The organism is Klebsiella sp. RHBSTW-00484, assembly GCF_013705725.1.
Lineage (GTDB): Bacteria > Pseudomonadota > Gammaproteobacteria > Enterobacterales > Enterobacteriaceae > Klebsiella.
In genome coordinates, this window is record NZ_CP055481.1 from 3980624 (window position 1) to 3998244 (window position 17621).

Annotated in this window: 17 protein-coding genes and 2 pseudogenes; 7 read left to right on the top strand and 12 right to left on the bottom strand. The window is 54.7% G+C overall.

Annotated elements, in window-relative coordinates; translation table 11 throughout:
- Nucleotides 1-50 precede the first annotated feature (50 nt).
- The 6 genes from HV213_RS18840 (at nucleotide 51) to artJ (ending at nucleotide 4579) form a co-directional block, all read left to right on the top strand.
- A complete protein-coding gene (locus HV213_RS18840; protein ID WP_181482873.1) occupies nucleotides 51-566 on the top strand; it encodes a lipoprotein in 516 nt (171 codons plus the stop codon).
- Between the two features lie 226 nt (nucleotides 567-792).
- A complete protein-coding gene (gene artP, locus HV213_RS18845; protein WP_110275250.1) occupies nucleotides 793-1521 on the top strand; it encodes an arginine ABC transporter ATP-binding protein ArtP in 729 nt (242 codons plus the stop codon).
- A 19-nt stretch (nucleotides 1522-1540) separates the two neighbouring features.
- Nucleotides 1541-2272 carry an arginine ABC transporter substrate-binding protein ArtI gene (gene artI, locus HV213_RS18850; RefSeq protein ID WP_139537113.1) on the top strand — a complete coding sequence of 244 codons (732 nt, stop codon included), beginning with the start codon at nucleotides 1541-1543 and terminating at the stop codon, nucleotides 2270-2272.
- Nucleotides 2273-2278: 6 nt separating this feature from the next.
- Entirely contained in the window at nucleotides 2279-2995 is a 717-nt protein-coding gene (gene artQ / locus HV213_RS18855) for an arginine ABC transporter permease ArtQ (protein WP_110275255.1), read from the top strand.
- Nucleotides 2995-3663: an arginine ABC transporter permease ArtM gene (gene artM, locus HV213_RS18860; protein ID WP_181482874.1), complete on the top strand. Its 669-nt coding sequence runs from the start codon at nucleotides 2995-2997 to the stop codon at nucleotides 3661-3663. Before artQ ends, artM begins: the two co-directional genes overlap by 1 nt.
- A gap of 184 nt (nucleotides 3664-3847) precedes the next feature.
- Nucleotides 3848-4579, top strand: coding sequence for an arginine ABC transporter substrate-binding protein ArtJ (gene artJ, locus HV213_RS18865; protein WP_181482875.1), 732 nt, complete (start codon nucleotides 3848-3850; stop codon nucleotides 4577-4579).
- 177 nt (nucleotides 4580-4756) lie between these two features.
- Here the strand turns inward: artJ and HV213_RS18870 are convergent, their stop codons facing one another.
- The 3 genes and pseudogenes from HV213_RS18870 to rumB all read right to left on the bottom strand — a co-directional run.
- Nucleotides 4757-6229: a sensor histidine kinase gene (locus tag HV213_RS18870; protein ID WP_181482876.1), complete on the bottom strand. Its 1473-nt coding sequence runs from the start codon at nucleotides 6227-6229 to the stop codon at nucleotides 4757-4759.
- On the bottom strand, nucleotides 6226-6942 hold the full coding sequence (locus HV213_RS18875) for a response regulator transcription factor (protein WP_181482877.1): 717 nt from the start codon (nucleotides 6940-6942) through the stop codon (nucleotides 6226-6228). The genes HV213_RS18870 and HV213_RS18875 overlap by 4 nt, the downstream gene beginning before the upstream one ends.
- A 77-nt stretch (nucleotides 6943-7019) precedes the next feature.
- Nucleotides 7020-7199, bottom strand: a pseudogene (gene rumB / locus HV213_RS18880) (23S rRNA (uracil(747)-C(5))-methyltransferase RlmC); the annotation flags it as partial.
- A gap of 54 nt (nucleotides 7200-7253) precedes the next feature.
- On the opposite strand from rumB, the gene HV213_RS18885 reads away from it, so the two are divergent.
- Nucleotides 7254-8509 (top strand): IS3 family transposase gene (locus HV213_RS18885; protein WP_181482878.1). Its coding sequence is split into 2 segments (ribosomal slippage): nucleotides 7254-7605 and nucleotides 7605-8509, totalling 1257 coding nucleotides; the frame shifts between segments, so codons are not numbered across the junction.
- Here HV213_RS18885 and rlmC read toward each other — a convergent pair.
- From rlmC to rimK, 9 genes and pseudogenes are all read right to left on the bottom strand, one after another.
- A pseudogene (rlmC, locus tag HV213_RS18890) lies at nucleotides 8509-9465 on the bottom strand (23S rRNA (uracil(747)-C(5))-methyltransferase RlmC); the annotation flags it as partial. The gene HV213_RS18885 and the pseudogene rlmC sit on opposite strands and share 1 nt — an antisense overlap.
- Nucleotides 9466-9507: 42 nt before the next feature.
- Entirely contained in the window at nucleotides 9508-9996 is a 489-nt protein-coding gene (locus HV213_RS18895; RefSeq protein WP_110275267.1) for a YbjO family protein, read from the bottom strand.
- 182 nt (nucleotides 9997-10178) lie between these two features.
- A complete protein-coding gene (gene potI, locus HV213_RS18900; protein WP_181482879.1) occupies nucleotides 10179-11024 on the bottom strand; it encodes a putrescine ABC transporter permease PotI in 846 nt (281 codons plus the stop codon).
- Entirely contained in the window at nucleotides 11021-11974 is a 954-nt protein-coding gene (gene potH, locus HV213_RS18905; protein WP_181482880.1) for a putrescine ABC transporter permease PotH, read from the bottom strand. The genes potI and potH overlap by 4 nt, the downstream gene beginning before the upstream one ends.
- A gap of 10 nt (nucleotides 11975-11984) precedes the next feature.
- On the bottom strand, nucleotides 11985-13118 hold the full coding sequence (gene potG / locus HV213_RS18910) for a putrescine ABC transporter ATP-binding subunit PotG (protein WP_181482881.1): 1134 nt from the start codon (nucleotides 13116-13118) through the stop codon (nucleotides 11985-11987).
- Between the two features lie 142 nt (nucleotides 13119-13260).
- Entirely contained in the window at nucleotides 13261-14373 is a 1113-nt protein-coding gene (gene potF / locus HV213_RS18915) for a spermidine/putrescine ABC transporter substrate-binding protein PotF (RefSeq protein WP_181482882.1), read from the bottom strand.
- 348 nt (nucleotides 14374-14721) lie between these two features.
- Nucleotides 14722-15201, bottom strand: coding sequence for a type III secretion system chaperone family protein (locus HV213_RS18920; protein WP_181482883.1), 480 nt, complete (start codon nucleotides 15199-15201; stop codon nucleotides 14722-14724).
- A gap of 130 nt (nucleotides 15202-15331) precedes the next feature.
- Nucleotides 15332-16492: an RNA-guided endonuclease TnpB family protein gene (locus HV213_RS18925; protein WP_181482884.1), complete on the bottom strand. Its 1161-nt coding sequence runs from the start codon at nucleotides 16490-16492 to the stop codon at nucleotides 15332-15334.
- Nucleotides 16493-16615: 123 nt separating this feature from the next.
- Nucleotides 16616-17518: a 30S ribosomal protein S6--L-glutamate ligase gene (gene rimK, locus HV213_RS18930; protein WP_112214686.1), complete on the bottom strand. Its 903-nt coding sequence runs from the start codon at nucleotides 17516-17518 to the stop codon at nucleotides 16616-16618.
- Between the last annotated feature and the right edge of the window lie 103 nt (nucleotides 17519-17621).

The window sequence follows — 17621 nt, forward strand, 5'->3', positions numbered from 1 at the left end:
ACTATGCTTGAAAAGATATTCTAACGTAGTGAGCTTATAAGGAAATCATCATGCGCTACAAAGTTCTTGCATTAGTCCTCCCCTGCGCGCTGGCGCTCAGCGCCTGTACCACCGTCACGCCTGCCTACAAAGATAACGGCACCCGCAGCGGCCCTTGCGTCGAAGGCGGTCCGGATGACGTGGCGCAGAAGTTTTATGATTACCAGGTGCAGAATCGCAACAGCGATCTGACGGCGCTGCGTCCGTATCTGAGCGACGATCTGGCAAAATTGGTGAACGATGCTCGCCAGGATCCGTCAAACAATACCCTGCTGCAGTCTAACCTGTTCTCCAGCAGCACAACGCCTGCCGACAGCGCCGATGTCGCCAGCGCCTCCACGATCCCTAATCGCGATGCGCGTAATATTCCGCTGCGCGTTGAGCTAAAACAGGGTACCCAGAGCTGGAAAGATGAAGTACTGATGATTCAGGAAGGCCAGTGCTGGGCCGTGGATGACGTCCGTTACCTCGGCAATAACTCCCACGCGCCAGCCGGTAGCCTGCGTCAGAGCCTCGAAAAACGCTGAGTTGGGCGTTGAACTGACTCTGCCAGATTAATAACCCCGGTAAAATGTCGGTATTCCTTCCAGTAATACCGACATTTACTCCCCTCGCCTTCACGAAGCCATATTTTGTGCTACCTTTAAATGTAAACGTGGTTTACATTTAACTTTTAACGCATAAATATTGCATAACTATTCTGCCAAAGGTACTATTTGCGGCCTCAATTGCTATTTGTATCAGACTGCCCAGATGAGTATTAAACTAAACGGCATTAACTGCTTCTACGGCGCACACCAGGCGCTGTTCGACATCACGCTGGATTGCCCGCAGGGGGAAACGCTGGTGCTGCTCGGCCCTAGCGGTGCCGGTAAAAGCTCGCTGCTTCGCGTACTCAACCTGCTGGAGATGCCGCGTTCCGGTACCCTGCACATTGCCGGGAATCATTTCGACTTTACCAAAGCGCCTTCTGACAAAGCCATTCGTGAGCTGCGCCAGAACGTCGGTATGGTTTTCCAACAGTACAATCTGTGGCCGCATCTGACCGTGCAGCAAAACCTGATTGAAGCCCCCTGCCGTGTGCTCGGCTTAAGCAAGGATCAGGCTTTGGCCCGCGCCGAAAAGCTGCTCGAACGTCTGCGCCTGAAACCCTACAGCGATCGCTATCCGCTGCATCTTTCCGGCGGCCAGCAGCAGCGTGTCGCCATTGCCCGCGCGCTGATGATGGAACCGCAGATTCTGCTGTTTGATGAACCAACGGCGGCGCTCGATCCAGAAATCACTGCTCAGATCGTCAGCATTATTCGCGAACTGGCTGAAACCGGCATTACTCAGGTTATCGTCACCCACGAGGTGGAAGTGGCGCGTAAAACCGCGAGCCGCGTGGTGTATATGGAAAATGGCTATATCGTCGAACAAGGGGATGCTGGCTGCTTCACGCATCCGCAAACCGACGCGTTTAAAAACTATCTTTCACATTGATGTTTTCGGGGAAATGACGATGAAAAAAGTACTGATTGCCGCTCTTCTTGCGGGCATGAGCCTCTCCGCCACCGCAGCCCAGACCATTCGTTTCGCCACCGAGGCTTCCTATCCTCCGTTTGAAGCGATTGATGCTAATAACAAAATCGTCGGATTCGATGTCGATTTGGCCAACGCGCTGTGTAAAGAGATTGATGCCACCTGCACCTTTACCAACCAGGCTTTCGACAGCCTGATCCCAAGCCTCAAGTTCCGTCGTTTCGATGCGGTAATGGCCGGGATGGACATCACCCCTGAGCGTGAAAAACAGGTGCTGTTCACCACGCCATATTACGAGAACTCAGCGCTGTTCGTCGGTCAGCAGGGTAAATTCACCAGTATCGAGCAGCTTAAAGGCAAAAAAGTCGGCGTCCAGAACGGCACGACTCACCAGAAATTTATCACCGATAAGCACCCGGAAATCACCACCGTTCCTTACGACAGCTATCAGAATGCGAAGCTGGATCTGCAAAACGGCCGTATTGACGCCGTCTTCGGCGATACCGCTGTCGTCACCGAATGGCTGAAGAGCAATCCGAAGCTGGGAGCAGTGGGCGACAAAGTCACCGACAAAGACTACTTCGGCACTGGTCTCGGCATTGCGCTGCGCCAGGGCAATACCGAGCTGCAGCAGAAATTCAACGCTGCGCTGGAAAAAGTGAAGAGCGATGGGACTTACCAGTCTATCTATAACAAATGGTTCCAGAAGTAACGCTGAATGAACGAATTTTTTCCATTAGCAAGCGCCGCCGGGATGACCGTCGGCCTTGCCGTTTGCGCCCTGATCATCGGCCTGGTGCTGGCGATGCTGTTTGCCGTCCTCGAGTCGGTGAAGCTGCGTCCCGTCGCCTGGCTCGCAACCGGCATTGTCACCCTTTTGCGCGGACTACCGGAAATTCTGGTGGTTCTGTTTATCTATTTTGGCTCCTCGCAGCTGCTGCTCATTCTTTCTGACGGCTTTACGATCAATCTCGGCTTTGCGCAGATCCCTGTGCAGATGGAAATTGAAAACTTCGACGTCAGCCCGTTCCTCTGCGGGGCCATTGCCCTCTCTCTGCTCTACGCCGCCTATGCGTCGCAGACTCTGCGCGGGGCGCTTAAAGCAGTCCCTCAGGGACAGTGGGAATCCGGTCAGGCGCTGGGATTATCGAAAGCCGCCATTTTCTTTCGCCTGGTGATGCCGCAAATGTGGCGGCACGCGCTGCCGGGACTCGGTAACCAATGGCTGGTGCTGCTGAAGGATACCGCGCTGGTGAGCCTGATCAGCGTCAACGACCTGATGCTGCAAACCAAAAGTATCGCCACCCGTACCCAGGAGCCGTTTAACTGGTACATCATCGCGGCGGCAATCTATCTGGTCATCACCCTGTTAAGTCAGTATATCCTCAAACGTATTGACCAGCGTGCGACGCGCTTCGAAAGGAGTCCAGGCTGATGCTTGATTACTTACCCGAACTGTTGAAAGGGCTGCACACCAGCCTGACGCTGACTGCGGCATCCATCGCGGTGGCGCTGATTTTGTCGCTGATTTTTACTATCATCCTGACGCTCAAAACGCCGGTGTTGGTATGGATTGTTCGCGGCTACATCACGCTATTTACCGGCACGCCGCTGCTGGTGCAGATCTTCCTGATTTACTACGGCCCGGGCCAGTTCCCGTCGCTGCAGGAATATCCGGCAATCTGGCACCTGATTTCCGAGCCATGGCTCTGCGCGCTGATTGCCCTTTCGCTGAATAGCGCCGCTTATACCACGCAGCTGTTTTATGGTGCTATTCGCGCTATTCCTGACGGTCAGTGGCAATCCTGCGGCGCGCTGGGGATGAGCAAAAAGGATACCCTGGCAATTCTGCTGCCGTACGCTTTTAAGCGCGCGCTCTCCTCTTACTCCAACGAAGTGGTGCTGGTGTTCAAGAGTACCTCTCTGGCCTACACCATCACGCTGATGGAAGTGATGGGCCATAGCCAGCTGCTCTATGGACGCACCTATGACGTAATGGTGTTCGGCGCCGCCGGGATTGTCTATCTCATCGTCAACGGCCTGCTGACGCTGCTGATGCGCGTGGTTGAACATAAAGCATTGGCATTTGAGCGACGCAACTAACCGCTCCAGCGAAATGCATAATTAGCAAATCGATGACGGATAAGCCCAATGACTTATCCGTCTTTTTTTATTTATATTAAAATAAATATCCATGTTTATTGCATATAAATTCATTTAATGGCATTGTTAAACCCAGCCGCAAATACGGCATAACATCATAAGATTGATCGACGGGAGTTTGACGATGAAAAAGTTAGTTCTGGCTGCACTGCTTACCTCTTTCGCCTTTGGCGCCGCCGCCGCAGAAAAAATCAGCTTTGGCGTTTCAGCGACTTACCCACCGTTTGAATCGATGGACGCCAACAACCAGATCGCCGGTTTCGACATCGACCTGGCAAACGCGCTATGCAAACAGATGCAGGCCGAGTGTACCTTTACCAACCACGCTTTTGACAGCCTGATCCCGGCGCTCAAATTCAAGAAATATGATGCGGTGATTTCCGGTATGGACATCACGCCGGAGCGCAGCAAGCAGGTAGCGTTTACTGACCCGTACTATGCCAACTCCGCGCTGGTTATTTCGAAGAAAGATGCTTACCACTCTTTTGACGATCTGAAAGGCAAGCGTATCGGCATGGAAAATGGCACTACGCATCAGAAATACCTGCAGGATAAACATCCTGAAGTGAAAACCGTGGCCTACGATAGCTACCAGAATGCATTTATCGACCTGAAAAATGGCCGTATCGATGGCGTGTTTGGTGATACAGCCGTGGTCAACGAGTGGCTGAAAACCAACCCGCAGCTGGGCGTAGCAACGCCGAAAGTGACCGACCCACAATACTTCGGCACCGGCCTCGGCATTGCGGTACGCCCGGATAACAAAGCGCTGCTGGAAAAACTGAATGCCGCGCTGAAGGCGATTAAAGCCGACGGGACCTACCAGAAAATCAGCAACCAGTGGTTCCCGGAGTAATCCTTCCCGAATTGCGGCAGTGGACCCGTAGCCCGGGTAAGCGCAGCGCGACCCGGGAATAAGCCGCACCAAGCCTCAACCCCGGCGCATTCCCCGGGTTGCGGCGTAAACGCCTTACCCGGGCTACCGGTTAGCAGTCGGCGGTAAACCTCTATCCCGGTAGGCCAATCCGCAACCTTAAACCGGCAGGGTAAACTGGAAACAGGCCCCTGCCGGTGCTTCCAAAAGGCGTATATCGCCGCCGTGTAGCTGTAGCATCCTGCGCACAATCATCAACCCTAACCCTCCCCGCAATGCGCTTTGCGCGCCCGGCTCCAGTACCGAAGGCCGTTCAAACAACGTTGCCCGTAGCTCACCAGCCACTCCCGGCCCGCTATCCGCGACCTCAACGATAATCTCCGGCCCTGACCGACGCGCCGTCAGGCGAATCACGCCGCCTTCCGGGGTATGCCGCAGGGCGTTATCAAGTAGATTAGTCAGCACCCGCTCGATCATCGACAGGTCCGCGACAACCGGCGGCAAACCCTCCGACAGCTCCAGCTGAAAAGCAATTTTTCGCGTGGCGATCGTCAAATCGAACTTTTGCGCTACGTCCTGTACCAGCTCAGCCAGCGCAAACTTCTCCGGATGCGGCTTAATCCCCCCGTGCTCTAGGCGAGCCAGCTCAAACAGTTGCTGAGAAAGATGGCGAACTTTATTCCCCTGACGTAGCGCGATGTTCAGATACTGTTTGTTCTCCTCCATCGTGAGTCGATCGGCCTTAATGGTCAATGTTTCCAGATAGCCCAGCAACGAGGTGAGCGGCGTGCGCAGGTCGTGAGAGATATTGGCGACGAATTCGCGACGCTGGCGATCGCTATCGGCCAGGCGATCCCACTGTCCGGCAATCTGGCGGGCCAGTTCGATAAAGCGATTATGCAGCACGGCGACTTCATTGCCCGGATTCGCTTCCGGCGTTTGCGCCGCCAGCGCCTTAATTGCGCGAATGCTGTCTTTTTCATCCGTCGCCACCAACGCGGTAAGCTGGCGCACCGGGCGCGTTACCCAATACCAGGCAAGCCAGCCCGCCAGCAGGCCAAGGGCAGCCACCAGCAACAAGGTCCACAGCAGCAGGCTCCACAATGTTTTCTGCCAGGCGCTCGCCGCCAGTTCATTAAAGGTTTCTCCCTGCAAAATGATATACAGATAGCCGCGCAGCTGGCCGTCCTGCCTTAGCGGCGCGACGCTAAACACTTTTTGCTGGTCGATACTGCGCGGGTCGTCGCCATAAATCGGCCACGTGCCGCCGGAGAGAAAAGTTTGTACCGGGGCCAGACCAATACTCTGGCGCTTGATATGACCGGGCGGCGCAGCGTCGGCCAGCAGCTCGCCGTCGGGTGAAACCAGATACAGCTCGACGCTTGGGTTAAAGGTCATCAGCCGGTCGAAAAGTGGTTTCAGCATCTGGCGGTCAACCTGCCCCTGAGAGTCCAGAAGCGGTTCGCGGGCGGCAATTTGCTGCGCCAGTCCGGCAGAGAGGCGCTGCACCATCGCATTACCATATTGCGCGCTACTGTAAAGCTGGATCAGGCACACGGCGATGGCGCAGAGCAGCAGCAGCGAGGTGAAAACCAACGCCAGGCGCTGGCTGAGGCTGAAACGGTGGATCATGACAGCGCCTCTTTGCGCTCCACGGCGAACTTATAGCCTTTTCCCCAGACTGTCAGGATGATGTCAGGTTCAGCCGGGTCGTGCTCAATTTTGGTACGCAGGCGGTTGATATGGGTGTTGACAGTATGCTCATAGCCATCGTGCTGATAGCCCCATACCTGGTCAAGCAGCGCCAGACGGGAAAAGACCTCGCCCGGGTGGCGGGCAAAGTAGTACAGCAGGTCAAACTCTCGCGGCGTGAGGTCGATCGCCTCGCCGCGCAGCTTCACTTCGCGGGACAAGGGGTCGATACTCAGACCATGGCTGGCGATGCGCCCGGCATCCATCAACAGATTTTGGCCCATCGCCTCCTGGCGGCGAAACACCGCTTTCACTCTGGCGGTCAGTTCGAGAATTGAAAAGGGTTTAGCCAAGTAATCATCCGCACCCATTTCCAGCCCCTGCACGCGCTGGGTTTCGCTGGCGCGAGCGCTGATAATAATCACCGGCAGGTAACGAGCTTGCTGGCGAATGTGCCGACAGATTTCCAGACCATCAACGTTGGGCAGCATCAGGTCGAGAATCACCGCATCCCAGATCTCTTTCTCCAGCCGCTGTAGCGCCTGCGCCCCGTCCGCCTCGTGGACAATCTGATACCCCTCATCCTGCAGATTGAGGCGCAGCAGCACGGCGATATCGTCATCATCTTCAACCAACAGAATTTTTTTTGCCACCGCAGCGCTCCGCTATTCTTACGTTCTGATTAGCCAAGCTTACCCGATCTTCGCCTGCTGAAGAGTTCACATTTTGTTTAAACTTCGCGAACCAGCAGGGTCAGCACCTCATAGTGGGCGGTATGGGGGAACATATCGAACAGTTGGACGCGCTCAACTCGGTAGCCGGCCAGGCGGGCGATATCTTTCGCCATCGTCCGGGCGTTACAGCTGGAGTAGATGATAAAGCCGGGTGCCATGCGGCTTAAATAGTCACACTGACCCGTCCTGAATAGCGTTGACACGTTCCTGACTTAAATCCGGAGAACGTGATGATGACTGAGTTCAAACGCACCCAACGTGATTATCCTCTATCCTTTAAAATAGCCGTTGTTGAACAGGTTGAAAAAGGCGAGATGACCTATAAACAGGCTCAGCAGCGGTATGGCATTCAGGGGCGCTCCACCGTTCTTGTCTGGCTGCGTAAATATGGCCGGCTTGACTGGAGCCCCGGACTTCCTGACCTGGTGAAGAGGAAACTGCCTGTGGCTCAGACGACTGTCCCGCTTACACCCGAGCAAAGAATCAGGGAACTTGAAGAACAGCTTGAGCTGGCAAACCAGAAAGCTGAGTTTTTTGAGTCGGTTATCAATGTTCTGAAAAATGATTATGGGGTGAGCATCGTAAAAAAGCGGCCCGGCAAGTCCTCGCGCAAAGTCCGATCCCGAAAATAACCGTTACGCGTGCATGCCAGTTCCTGGGGCACAGCAGACAGGCATGGTACCAGGACAACACAAGGCGCAGAAAACGGCAGGAACATCATGCTCAGGTTCTGGAATTTGTTGCCCGCATCCGGTGTCGTCAGCCGAGAATCGGTACGCGTAAACTGCACTATCTGCTGAATACTCAGGCCGATAAAACGCTGAATATCGGGCGGGACCAGCTGTTTAACTTGCTGGATGAATACCGGCTCCTGGTGCCGGTGAAACGGGCATATCACAAAACCACCAACAGCCATCATCGCTTTCACTGGCATCCTAACCTGCTGAAACCCGGCCCTGAACAGGTTATCGCCCTTGAGCCGGAGCAGGTCTGGGTTGCCGATATTACTTACCTTCCGCTACGTAGCGGCACGGCCTATCTGAGTCTGGTCACCGATGCCTGCTCCAGAAAAATCGTGGGTTACCATGTCGGGGAAAACCTGCAGACAGAAAACGTGGTAAAAGCGTTCAGACAGGCGCTGAGGCGGAGAAAAACGACAGGTCCGCTGGTACATCATTCTGACAGAGGGCTGCAATACTGTTCAGCGCTCTATCAGTCAGTCCATGAAAGAAACGGGATAACCTGTTCAATGACCGATGGTTACGACTGCTACCAGAATGCACTGGCAGAGCGAATAAACGGTATCCTGAAAAATGAGTTTTTACTCTCGCGTCCAGCCGATCTGGCACAAGCCAGAATGATGGTAAAAGAGTCGGTGGGAATTTATAACCATGAGCGGCCACATCTGGCCCTGAAGTACAAAACGCCCGATGATGTTCATCAGGCGTTTTATCGACAGAAAACTGTCAACCTATATCAGGACTAGTCACACAGCTCGTTGCCGATACCACGACGCGGCGGATTCACCAGCACCAGGTCGGGAACTTCCCCTTCGCCAGTGGCGAACTGCGTGGAGTCAAGCGCCTGAAAATGCAGGTTATGCAAGCCAAGCTCCGCCGCCGACTGCTTCGCGCAGGCGATGGCCTCCGGAGCGATTTCAATCCCGGTCAGGCGCATCTGCGGCGTGGCGCAGTGCAGGCCAAAGCCGCCGACCCCGCAGAAGAGATCCCACATATGGTTGACCGGCAGTTCACGCACCCAGTCACGGGCGGTGGCGTACAGCTGGCTGGCAACCACCGGGTTAGTTTGAAAGAAACTTTGCGGACGGATCCACAGCGGCACGCCGTTGAAATTTTCCGCCAGCGCCTGTTGGTCAGTAAGAAAAATTTCCTGCTCCCCTTCCATAATCGCCATATGCACCGGCTGAACGTTGGCGGTAATCACTTTCAACTGCGGCAACTGAGCCTGTAGCTCCGGCAGCGCGGCGCGCAACTGGTCAAGCTTGGCCTCTGAGCGCAGGACAAAGCGCAGCATCATGCCGCCGTCCTGCTGGCTTTCGGTAAGCAGAAGATACTTCAGCTCGCCGCGTTTGCGGGCAACGTTATAGGGCGTGAGTCCGGCGCGGGCGATAAACGGTTTAAGCGCGGCAAACACTGGCGCAAAACTTTCGGGATATAGCGGGCAATCGGTGAGATCTTCCGGGGTACCATCGCGGTGCAGCATGCCAAGGAGCGGACGCTCAACGCTGCCGCTGACCACCATTTTGGCTTTATTGCGAAACCCGGCTTCCGGGCCACAAACCGGTGCGCACCAGTTAGCTACCGGAATCTCCGCCAACAGCCTATGCAGGTCGACCATTTTATCGGCGAGCTGTTGCGGTACCGGTAGTTCCAGCCACTGACAGGAGCGACAGCGGCCCGCGTCATAAAGTGCGCAGTGCATAAGAAGACCTTCAAAAAAACAGGGGCGGGGATTGTATCACCGTTACTGTAAACGGAAAAAGCGTCGACACGGGGCCGGGACAAACAGCAGCACCAGCACCAGCAAATCCGGCAGTTTTTGCATCATCAGCGAGCGGAAGATTTCGCGCTTCGATTCTCCGGCGATGCTAAATAGCTCTGGATAACCGTAACCCAGCGATGCGGCCCACAGATAGCCGATGACGATAACCTGAGTCAGCAGATACAGCCAGCGCGCCCAGTTACGCCCTTTTACCAGCGAAAACGCACACCAGATTTCAACGAACACCAGCACCAGACTTGAGAGAAAGACCAACGTCAACGGCCACGTCTGCACGCTGCGATGGATAAACTCCGCGATCCCTCTGACGCCAAGCTGATTGAGGATCATCAACAGATCCAGACCACGGATCAAAATAATGGCGAAAGCCGCCACCTGCACCAGTGCAGGAACGTTAAGACGAGCATGAGACGAGTGCGTTTTTGTAAACAATCCCAACGTAAAGTCTTCCATGAAAACGGCGCCACAAATGCGGCGCCGATGTTAACTCTATTGCAGATATTATACCCTAAATAATTCGAGTTGCTTAAAGGCGGCAAGGGAGGGAGTCCCCAGGAGCATAGATAACTATGTGACTGGGGTGAGCGAGCGTAGCCAACACATAAGCAACTTGAAGTATGACGGGTATAGGTGGTTCAGCCCCTTCTTGCACGCTGAATATCGCGCACCCGCTGCTTTTCTGCGCGCGCCATCAAATACCAGGCGATAAAACCGACAATTCCGACCACGCCGAGGATTAAGGTCGCCAGGGCGTTAATCTCCGGGTTCACGCCCATGCGCACGCTGGAGAAGACCAGCATCGGCAACGTCGTCGCGCCCGGCCCGGAAACAAAGCTGGCAATCACCAAATCGTCCAGAGACAAGGTAAACGCCAACAGCCAGCCGGAGACCACTGCCGGCATAATCATCGGCAGCGTAATGACGAAAAAGACCTTCAGCGGCGCAGCCCCCAGATCCATTGCCGCCTCTTCGATAGAGTGGTCCAGCTCGCGCAGACGCGACGAAATCACCACCGCCACATAAGCGGTACAAAAGGTGACGTGCGCCAGCCAGATGGTCAGCATTCCGCGATCCGACGGCCAGCCAATAGAGTGCCCCAGCGCCACAAACAGCAGCAGCAGCGACAAACCGGTTATCACATCAGGCATCACCAGCGGCGCGGTAATCATAAAGGCAAAACCGTTTGAACCGCGAAAGCGGCCAAAACGCACCATCACCACCGCAGCAATGGTGCCAAGGATCACCGCCGCCGTCGCGGCGCAGGCGGCAATGGTCAGGCTCAGTCCCACCGCGCTCATCATCGCATCGTCATGAAAAAGCTCGCGATACCAGCGCGTCGACCACCCGGCCCAGACCGTCACCAGCTTCGAGCTGTTGAACGAGTAAATCACCAGCATGAGCATCGGCGCGTACAGGAAGGTAAAGCCAAGCACCAGAATTAAAATTCGCCACGGCGAACGGACTACCGGCAAATCACTCATCCGTGTTCTCCTCCCTGTTTTTGCTGATGCTTGTGGAACCACATGATCGGTACGATCAGCAGCAACAGCATCACAATCGCTACCGCCGAGGCCACCGGCCAGTCACGGTTATTAAAGAACTCCTGCCACAGCACGCGGCCAATCATAATGCTGTCCGGGCCGCCCAACAGTTCCGGAATCACGAACTCCCCTACCGCCGGAATAAACACCAGCATCGACCCGGCGATAATGCCGCCTTTGGTCAGCGGAACAATGACCTGGAAGAAGGTTTTCAGCGGACGCGCCCCCAGATCCAGCGACGCCTCGACCAGTGAGTAATCAATGCGCGTCAGAGCGGTATAAATCGGCAGCACCATAAACGGCAGATAGGCGTATACAATGCCGATATAGACCGCAAGGTTGGTGTGCAGGATCTCCAGCGGCTGATCGATAACCCCCAGCCACAACAGGAAGTTATTCAGCACACCGTTGCTTTTCAGCAGTCCCATCCAGGCATAGACGCGGATCAGGAACGACGTCCACGACGGCAGGATAACCAGCAGCAGCAGGATATTGCGCGTCGATGGTTTACTGTGCGCTACCGCCCACGCCAGCGGATAACCCATCAGCAGACAGCAAAACGTCGAGATCCCCGCCACCTGAAGCGATTGCAGATAGGCTTCGAAATAGAGCGGATCGTCGGTGAGCTGCAGGAAATTGCCAAGATTCAGCGTCAGCGTCAGCTGGCCGTCAGCCCATTCCAGCAGATCGGTATACGGCGGGATCGCCCGCGCCATTTCCGCAAGGCTGATTTTAAACACAATCAGGAACGGCAGCAGAAACAGCAAAATCAGCCACACGTAAGGTAGCGCAATCACCAGTTTGCGCCCGTGAGCCATTTGCAGGCGCGCCAGCCACAGCGCAAAACCGCCCGGCTTTTTCGCGCCTGACGGAGGTTCTAATGTACTCATCGCCCTCTCCTTACACCGTCAGCACGACGCAGCTATCAGCATCCCAGCACAAACGAACCTCATCGCCCCACGTCGGCGCACCTTTGCGGTAGCGGTGTTCGTTTTGTAACTGGGCGCTGATCATCTGCCCGCTTTTTAGGCGTACATGGTAGATAGACAGGTCACCGAGATAGGCGATATAGATAACTTCGCCCACCGCAAAGTTGTAGCCATCCGCTGGCGGGTCTTCGCAGAGCATGATTTTTTCCGGGCGCAGAGCCACCCACACCGGGACGTTATCCACCACGGAGGCGTCAGGGTCTACTTTCAAGGGATGCGTCAGACCCGGCGAATCCAGCACCAGTCCATCTTCCTGACGCTCTTTCACTAGCCCTTCAAAGACGTTGACCGAACCGATAAACTCCGCGCTATAGCGGGTGGTTGGATGCTCGTAAATCTCCTCCGGCTCGCCAATTTGCACAAACTTGCCGCGGTTCATAATGGCGATGCGTCCCGCCATGGTCATCGCTTCTTCCTGATCGTGGGTCACCATCACGCAGGTGACGCCGACGCGCTCGAGAATATCGACCACTTCCAGCTGCATCCTGTCGCGCAGCTTTTTATCCAGCGCCCCCATCGGCTCATCGAGCAGCAGCAGCTTCGGTCTTTTCGCCAGGCTACGGGCCAGCGCCACGCGCTGGCGCTGGCCACCAGAGAGCTGATGCGGTTTGCGCTTCGCGAACTCCTGCATATGCACCAGCGCCAGCATCTCCTGCACCCGACTGGTGATTTCCGCTTTCGGTAATCTGTCCTGCTTGAGGCCAAAGGCGATATTCTGCTCGACCGTCATATGCGGAAATAGCGCGTAGGACTGAAACATCATGTTGATAGGCCGCTGATACGGCGGCACCCGCGCCAGGTCGACGCCATCGAGAACAATCTGCCCAGCTGTTGGCTGTTCAAAACCCGCCAGCATGCGCAGCAAGGTCGATTTACCGCAGCCGGATGCGCCCAGCAGGGCAAAGATTTCGCCTTTGTAAATGGTGAGATTGACATCGTCGACAGCGTGCTGCCCATCAAACGACTTGGTTAAATTACGAATTTCCAGTAGCGGGGTCAGCGCTTTGGGGGCTTTTGCCTGCGGGCGGGGGATTGCATCATTCACGGGGTGTTCTCCGGCAGAAATCAAAACTGGTGCAAACGCACTGTTATGGTGCGTATCGCCGGGCAGCGCTAACGCTTGCCCGGCCTACGGGTTTTGTAGGCCCGGTAGCATTAGCGCCACCGGACAACGGTATTAAAAGTCGTTATTTCCCGCTTTTCACTTTTGTCCATGCGCGAGTACGCACACGGTCGATTTTTGGATCTTGTACTTTCAGGGTGAACAGCTTGGCGAATACGTCAGCTGGTGGATAAATTGCCGGGTTATTACGAATATCTTCGCTAACCAGCGGCGTAGAGGCTTTGTTACCGTTAGCGTAATAAACGTGATCGCTAATATGCGCGATAACATCAGGACGCATCAGATAATTAAGGAACTGATAAGCCTCATCTTTATTTTTGGCATCCGCAGGCATGGCGAAGACATCAAAGAACGCCAGCGCCCCCTCCTTCGGAATAAAGTAGGAGACGTTTACGCCGTTCTTCGCTTCTTTCGCCCGATTAGCCGCCTGCCATACGTCACCCGCCCAGCCGATAGCAACGCAGATATCGCCGTTGGCAAGGTCATTGATGTACTGCGAGGAGTGGAAATAGCGGATGTTCGGACGCAGCTTAAGCAGCAGGTCGGTCGCCGGGCCAGTGTAATCATCGGCTTTACTGCTGTTCGGATCTTTGCCGAGATAGTTCAGCACGGTGGCGAAAATCTCTTCAGGAGCATCAAGGAATGAGACGCCGCAGCTTTTCAGTTTCTCCAGGTTTTCCGGCTTCATCACCAGATCCCAGCTGTCCAGCGGTACATCTTTGCCCAGCACGGCTTTGACTTTATCCACGTTGTAGCCAATACCGGTGGTCGCCCACAGGTACGGTATCGCGTATTTATTGTCCGGGTCGTGCTTCGCCACCAGCTTCAGCACTTCAGGATCGAGGTTTTTCCAGTTGGGGAGCTTGCTCTTATCCAGCGGCTGGAAAACCCCTGCCGCCAGCTGTCGTTCAAGGAAGCTTGCTGACGGCACCACCAGGTCAAAGCCGGTGCTGCCCGCCATGAGTTTGCCTTCCAGCACTTCGTTGGAATCAAAAACGTCATACACCACTTTAATACCGGTCTCTTTTTCAAAATTCGCTACCGTATCCGGCGCAATATAATCAGACCAGTTATAAACATGCAGGGTTTTTTGTTCAGCTGCGAGCGAACCGGCAGAAACGGCCATCAGCGCACCCGTAACCAGACCTGTTAACCATTTTTTACCAAAGGCGGTCATATCTCTTATTCCTTCTCAATGCCCGTTAACAAGCGGGCTGAATATACGCACTTGTTTGCATGCAATAATCATGCATATTTTTTCATTGCCTAAGAAAAGGAGAGAGGACCTCTCCCGGAATGGTTGCCCGCAACTGGAAGCATCGTCAGAATAACTGTAGCCAGAATAAGAGGCTATAGCCCAGGTAAAAAAACGGCTTTTATCAATTTTTTATGCAATAACGGTCTACGTGATAAGCCGAAAGCGGCAGTATGGCGGTGAAATATTCTTTAAAGAAAGGTTAATAGCAGAATAAAAGCGGGAAATACGCAGCCGCTATGGCAGTGGCTGCGCTATTTTTAGACAGGCTTAGTGAAGAAAATGGTACTGGATATTCTCAGCGACGGGCTCTTCTTCCTCAGGCTTATACAACACCTGATTGGCGCTGGCTTCGAGCATAACCATTGAAATCTGTTCTTCGCTCTGACGGAAAAACCACGCGAACTGATCAAAGGTAATACCGACACCGACGATCAGCGCCTGGCACACCACCAGTTTCGGCAGATTATCATCCTGAATATCGAGAAAAGCCTTCACGGTCAACGAACTGGCGTTAATCGCTGAAAGATCGGCAGAGAGCGGCAGCAGCGCAGAGGGCTTAACTTCTGCCAGTGCGGAAAAGAGTACCACGTTGTCCACCAGGTCGATTTTGGCATCAAAAATGCCTTCGAAATTCTGCATATGCGGCAGATGTAGCGCCTGGCAGGAATCACACTCAAAAAAGCTGATGCCCAATTCGTCGAGCCATTGACGTAACGTATCAAGACCCGGAACGACCAGTGAATCCATATGACCTGTGACCTCTTGCTGTGGAAAAATGCGACGCCATAGCTTACGCAAAAAAAGCGTCATGTACCATAACGCTGTCGTGAAAGGAAAGTGACTGCTCCCCGCCATAAACGGCGGGGCTTCCCACTTCTCAGGCTGCAACTGGCATAACGCCAGACTTATGCAAGCCTCGATGGGCTTTGACGACAAGTCCTGCCGCCATTAATTCTGTTATGCCCTTGCGCTGGATGTTGATCGCCGCGTTGATATCGCGGTCATGGTCAGCATAACAGCCGGGGCAAGTCCATTCGCGTACTTTCAGCGGCATTTCCGCCATCTTATGGCCGCAACAATGGCACGTTTTCGAACTGGAGAACCACTGATCCAGTCTGACCAGGTGAACCCCTGCCGACTCCGCTTTGTAGGCGAGTTTTGCCACAAATCCGGACCAGGCCGCATCCCCGATATGACGGGCAAGGCGACGGTTTTTCATCATGTTTGCTGATTTCAGCGTTTCCACTATCACCGCTTGGTTTTCGTCGATAATTCGTCGGGAAAGTTTGTGCTGGAAGTCCGCGCGGGCATTGGCTACCCGCTCATGCTGCGCGGCAAGGCATAAGCGGGCCTTACGGCGGTTTGCGCTTCCCGGCATCTTACGGGATAGCGCCTTACTATCGCGGCGTAAACGGCGGTATGCGTTGACCAGATGTCGGGGGTTAGCCACCTTGCCACCGTCATTGCCAATCAAATAGTGCGATAGCCCCAAATCATAGCCCGCCACGGTGGTGATACAGGTCGGCTTTGCTGCCGCTTCCTGTCCATCATCTGCAAGTATTGAGGCGTAGTATTTGCCCGCCGCGTTGCGGGTGATTGTGATGCTGGAAACCTTGCCGACAATCTCACGGTGAACTTTCGCCCGGACAGGTTTCAATTTTGGCAACTGGATAGCGTCAGTGAGTACCTTTCCGTTGGGATGGTAGCTGGATTGCCTGCCGTGTTTGCTTTTGAAGGCGGGGAATTTAGCCCGCTTCTGAAAGAAATTAGCAAATGCCCTGTCCAGATTGATCACCGCTTGCTGTAGCGCCAGAGAGTCGTAACCTTTGAGCCAGCCATAACGGCGGGATTTTTTCGCCACGGCCAGCAACGGCTTTATATCGCGTGCTGGCCTGAGAGAAACGCCGTGACGCTGGTACATATGGCGGCTGATATGCAGGGCTTTATTATACGCGAACCGAACCGCGCCAAACTGCGCATTTAAGAATGCGGCCTGTTCGTCGGTCTGGTAAATGCGTACTTTAGTCGCTCGCTTCATCTCAGTACCGTCAGAAATGAAGTGGTTATTTATACAGTGCTTTTGTGGATTAATTTTGATGCAAAACAACATTAGCGCCCTTATATCCCCGCCCGCACTGGGCTAGGGTTTGCGGGGCATTTGCTAACCTCCCATTTTCAGACAAAACCCCGGTGTTGCCTGACGCTCAATCCAGTCAATCATTCGCCCGGCAATATCCGCCCCCGTTGTGGTTTCAACACCTTCCAGGCCCGGCGAAGCATTCACTTCCATCACCAGCGGGCCGCGCGTAGCACGCAAAATATCGACGCCCGCCACATCCAACCCCAGCGTTTGCGTGGCTTTAATCGCCATTTCTCGCTCCTGCTCGCTGATGGTCGCGACCGTCGCCACGCCACCGCGATGCAGATTTGAACGGAAGTCGCCCTCCTTCGCCCGCCGTTCAATCGCCGCCACCACTTCATTGCCCACCACCAGGCAGCGCACATCCCGACCTTTCGCCTCGGCGATATACTCCTGCACCAGAATATGGGCGTTCAGACCGCGAAACGCGTCAATCACGCTCTCCGCCGCCTGGCGGGTTTCGGCCAGCACCACGCCGATGCCCTGCGTACCTTCCACCAGTTTTACCACCAGCGGCGCGCCGCCCACCATCGCGATCAGGTCGCTGGTATCATCCGGCGAGTGCGCAATACCGGTAAGCGGCAGGTCAATCCCCTGACGCGCCAGCAGCTGTAGCGAGCGCAGCTTGTCACGGGCGCGCGTAATAGCGACAGACTCATTCAGCGGATAGCTGCCCAGCAGCTCAAACTGACGCAACGCGGCGGTGCCGTAATAGGTGATCGCTGAACCGATGCGAGGGATCACAGCATCGAAATGCGGTAGCTGGCGGCCTTTATAGTGAATCGATGAGGCCACCGGACTGACGTTCATATAGCAAGAAAGTGGATCGAGGATTTCGACCTGATGACCGCGTTTATGCGCGGCTTCACGCAGGCGTCGACATGAATAAAGCGTTCCATCCCGGGATAATATGGCAATTTTCACCCTGTACCTCTGCGAAAAGACCCGCTTTGGCGGGCCTTTGATAGCTAACAACGACTCAAATTTACGCTGACCTTGCAAAATCGCCTGGCGTCAGGCCGGGGCA

What these genes read in the sequence shown, in the direction of transcription:
- HV213_RS18840 (WP_181482873.1), top strand. Translation starts at nt 51, where the DNA reads ATGCGCTACAAAGTTCTTGCATTAGTCCTCCCCTGCGCGCTGGCGCTC.
- artP (WP_110275250.1), top strand. Translation starts at nt 793, where the DNA reads ATGAGTATTAAACTAAACGGCATTAACTGCTTCTACGGCGCACACCAG.
- artI (WP_139537113.1), top strand. Translation starts at nt 1,541, where the DNA reads ATGAAAAAAGTACTGATTGCCGCTCTTCTTGCGGGCATGAGCCTCTCC.
- artQ (WP_110275255.1), top strand. Translation starts at nt 2,279, where the DNA reads ATGAACGAATTTTTTCCATTAGCAAGCGCCGCCGGGATGACCGTCGGC.
- artM (WP_181482874.1), top strand. Translation starts at nt 2,995, where the DNA reads ATGCTTGATTACTTACCCGAACTGTTGAAAGGGCTGCACACCAGCCTG.
- artJ (WP_181482875.1), top strand. Translation starts at nt 3,848, where the DNA reads ATGAAAAAGTTAGTTCTGGCTGCACTGCTTACCTCTTTCGCCTTTGGC.
- HV213_RS18870 (WP_181482876.1), bottom strand. Translation starts at nt 6,229, where the DNA reads ATGATCCACCGTTTCAGCCTCAGCCAGCGCCTGGCGTTGGTTTTCACC.
- HV213_RS18895 (WP_110275267.1), bottom strand. Translation starts at nt 9,996, where the DNA reads ATGGAAGACTTTACGTTGGGATTGTTTACAAAAACGCACTCGTCTCAT.
- potI (WP_181482879.1), bottom strand. Translation starts at nt 11,024, where the DNA reads ATGAGTGATTTGCCGGTAGTCCGTTCGCCGTGGCGAATTTTAATTCTG.
- potH (WP_181482880.1), bottom strand. Translation starts at nt 11,974, where the DNA reads ATGAGTACATTAGAACCTCCGTCAGGCGCGAAAAAGCCGGGCGGTTTT.
- potF (WP_181482882.1), bottom strand. Translation starts at nt 14,373, where the DNA reads ATGACCGCCTTTGGTAAAAAATGGTTAACAGGTCTGGTTACGGGTGCG.
- HV213_RS18920 (WP_181482883.1), bottom strand. Translation starts at nt 15,201, where the DNA reads ATGGATTCACTGGTCGTTCCGGGTCTTGATACGTTACGTCAATGGCTC.
- HV213_RS18925 (WP_181482884.1), bottom strand. Translation starts at nt 16,492, where the DNA reads ATGAAGCGAGCGACTAAAGTACGCATTTACCAGACCGACGAACAGGCC.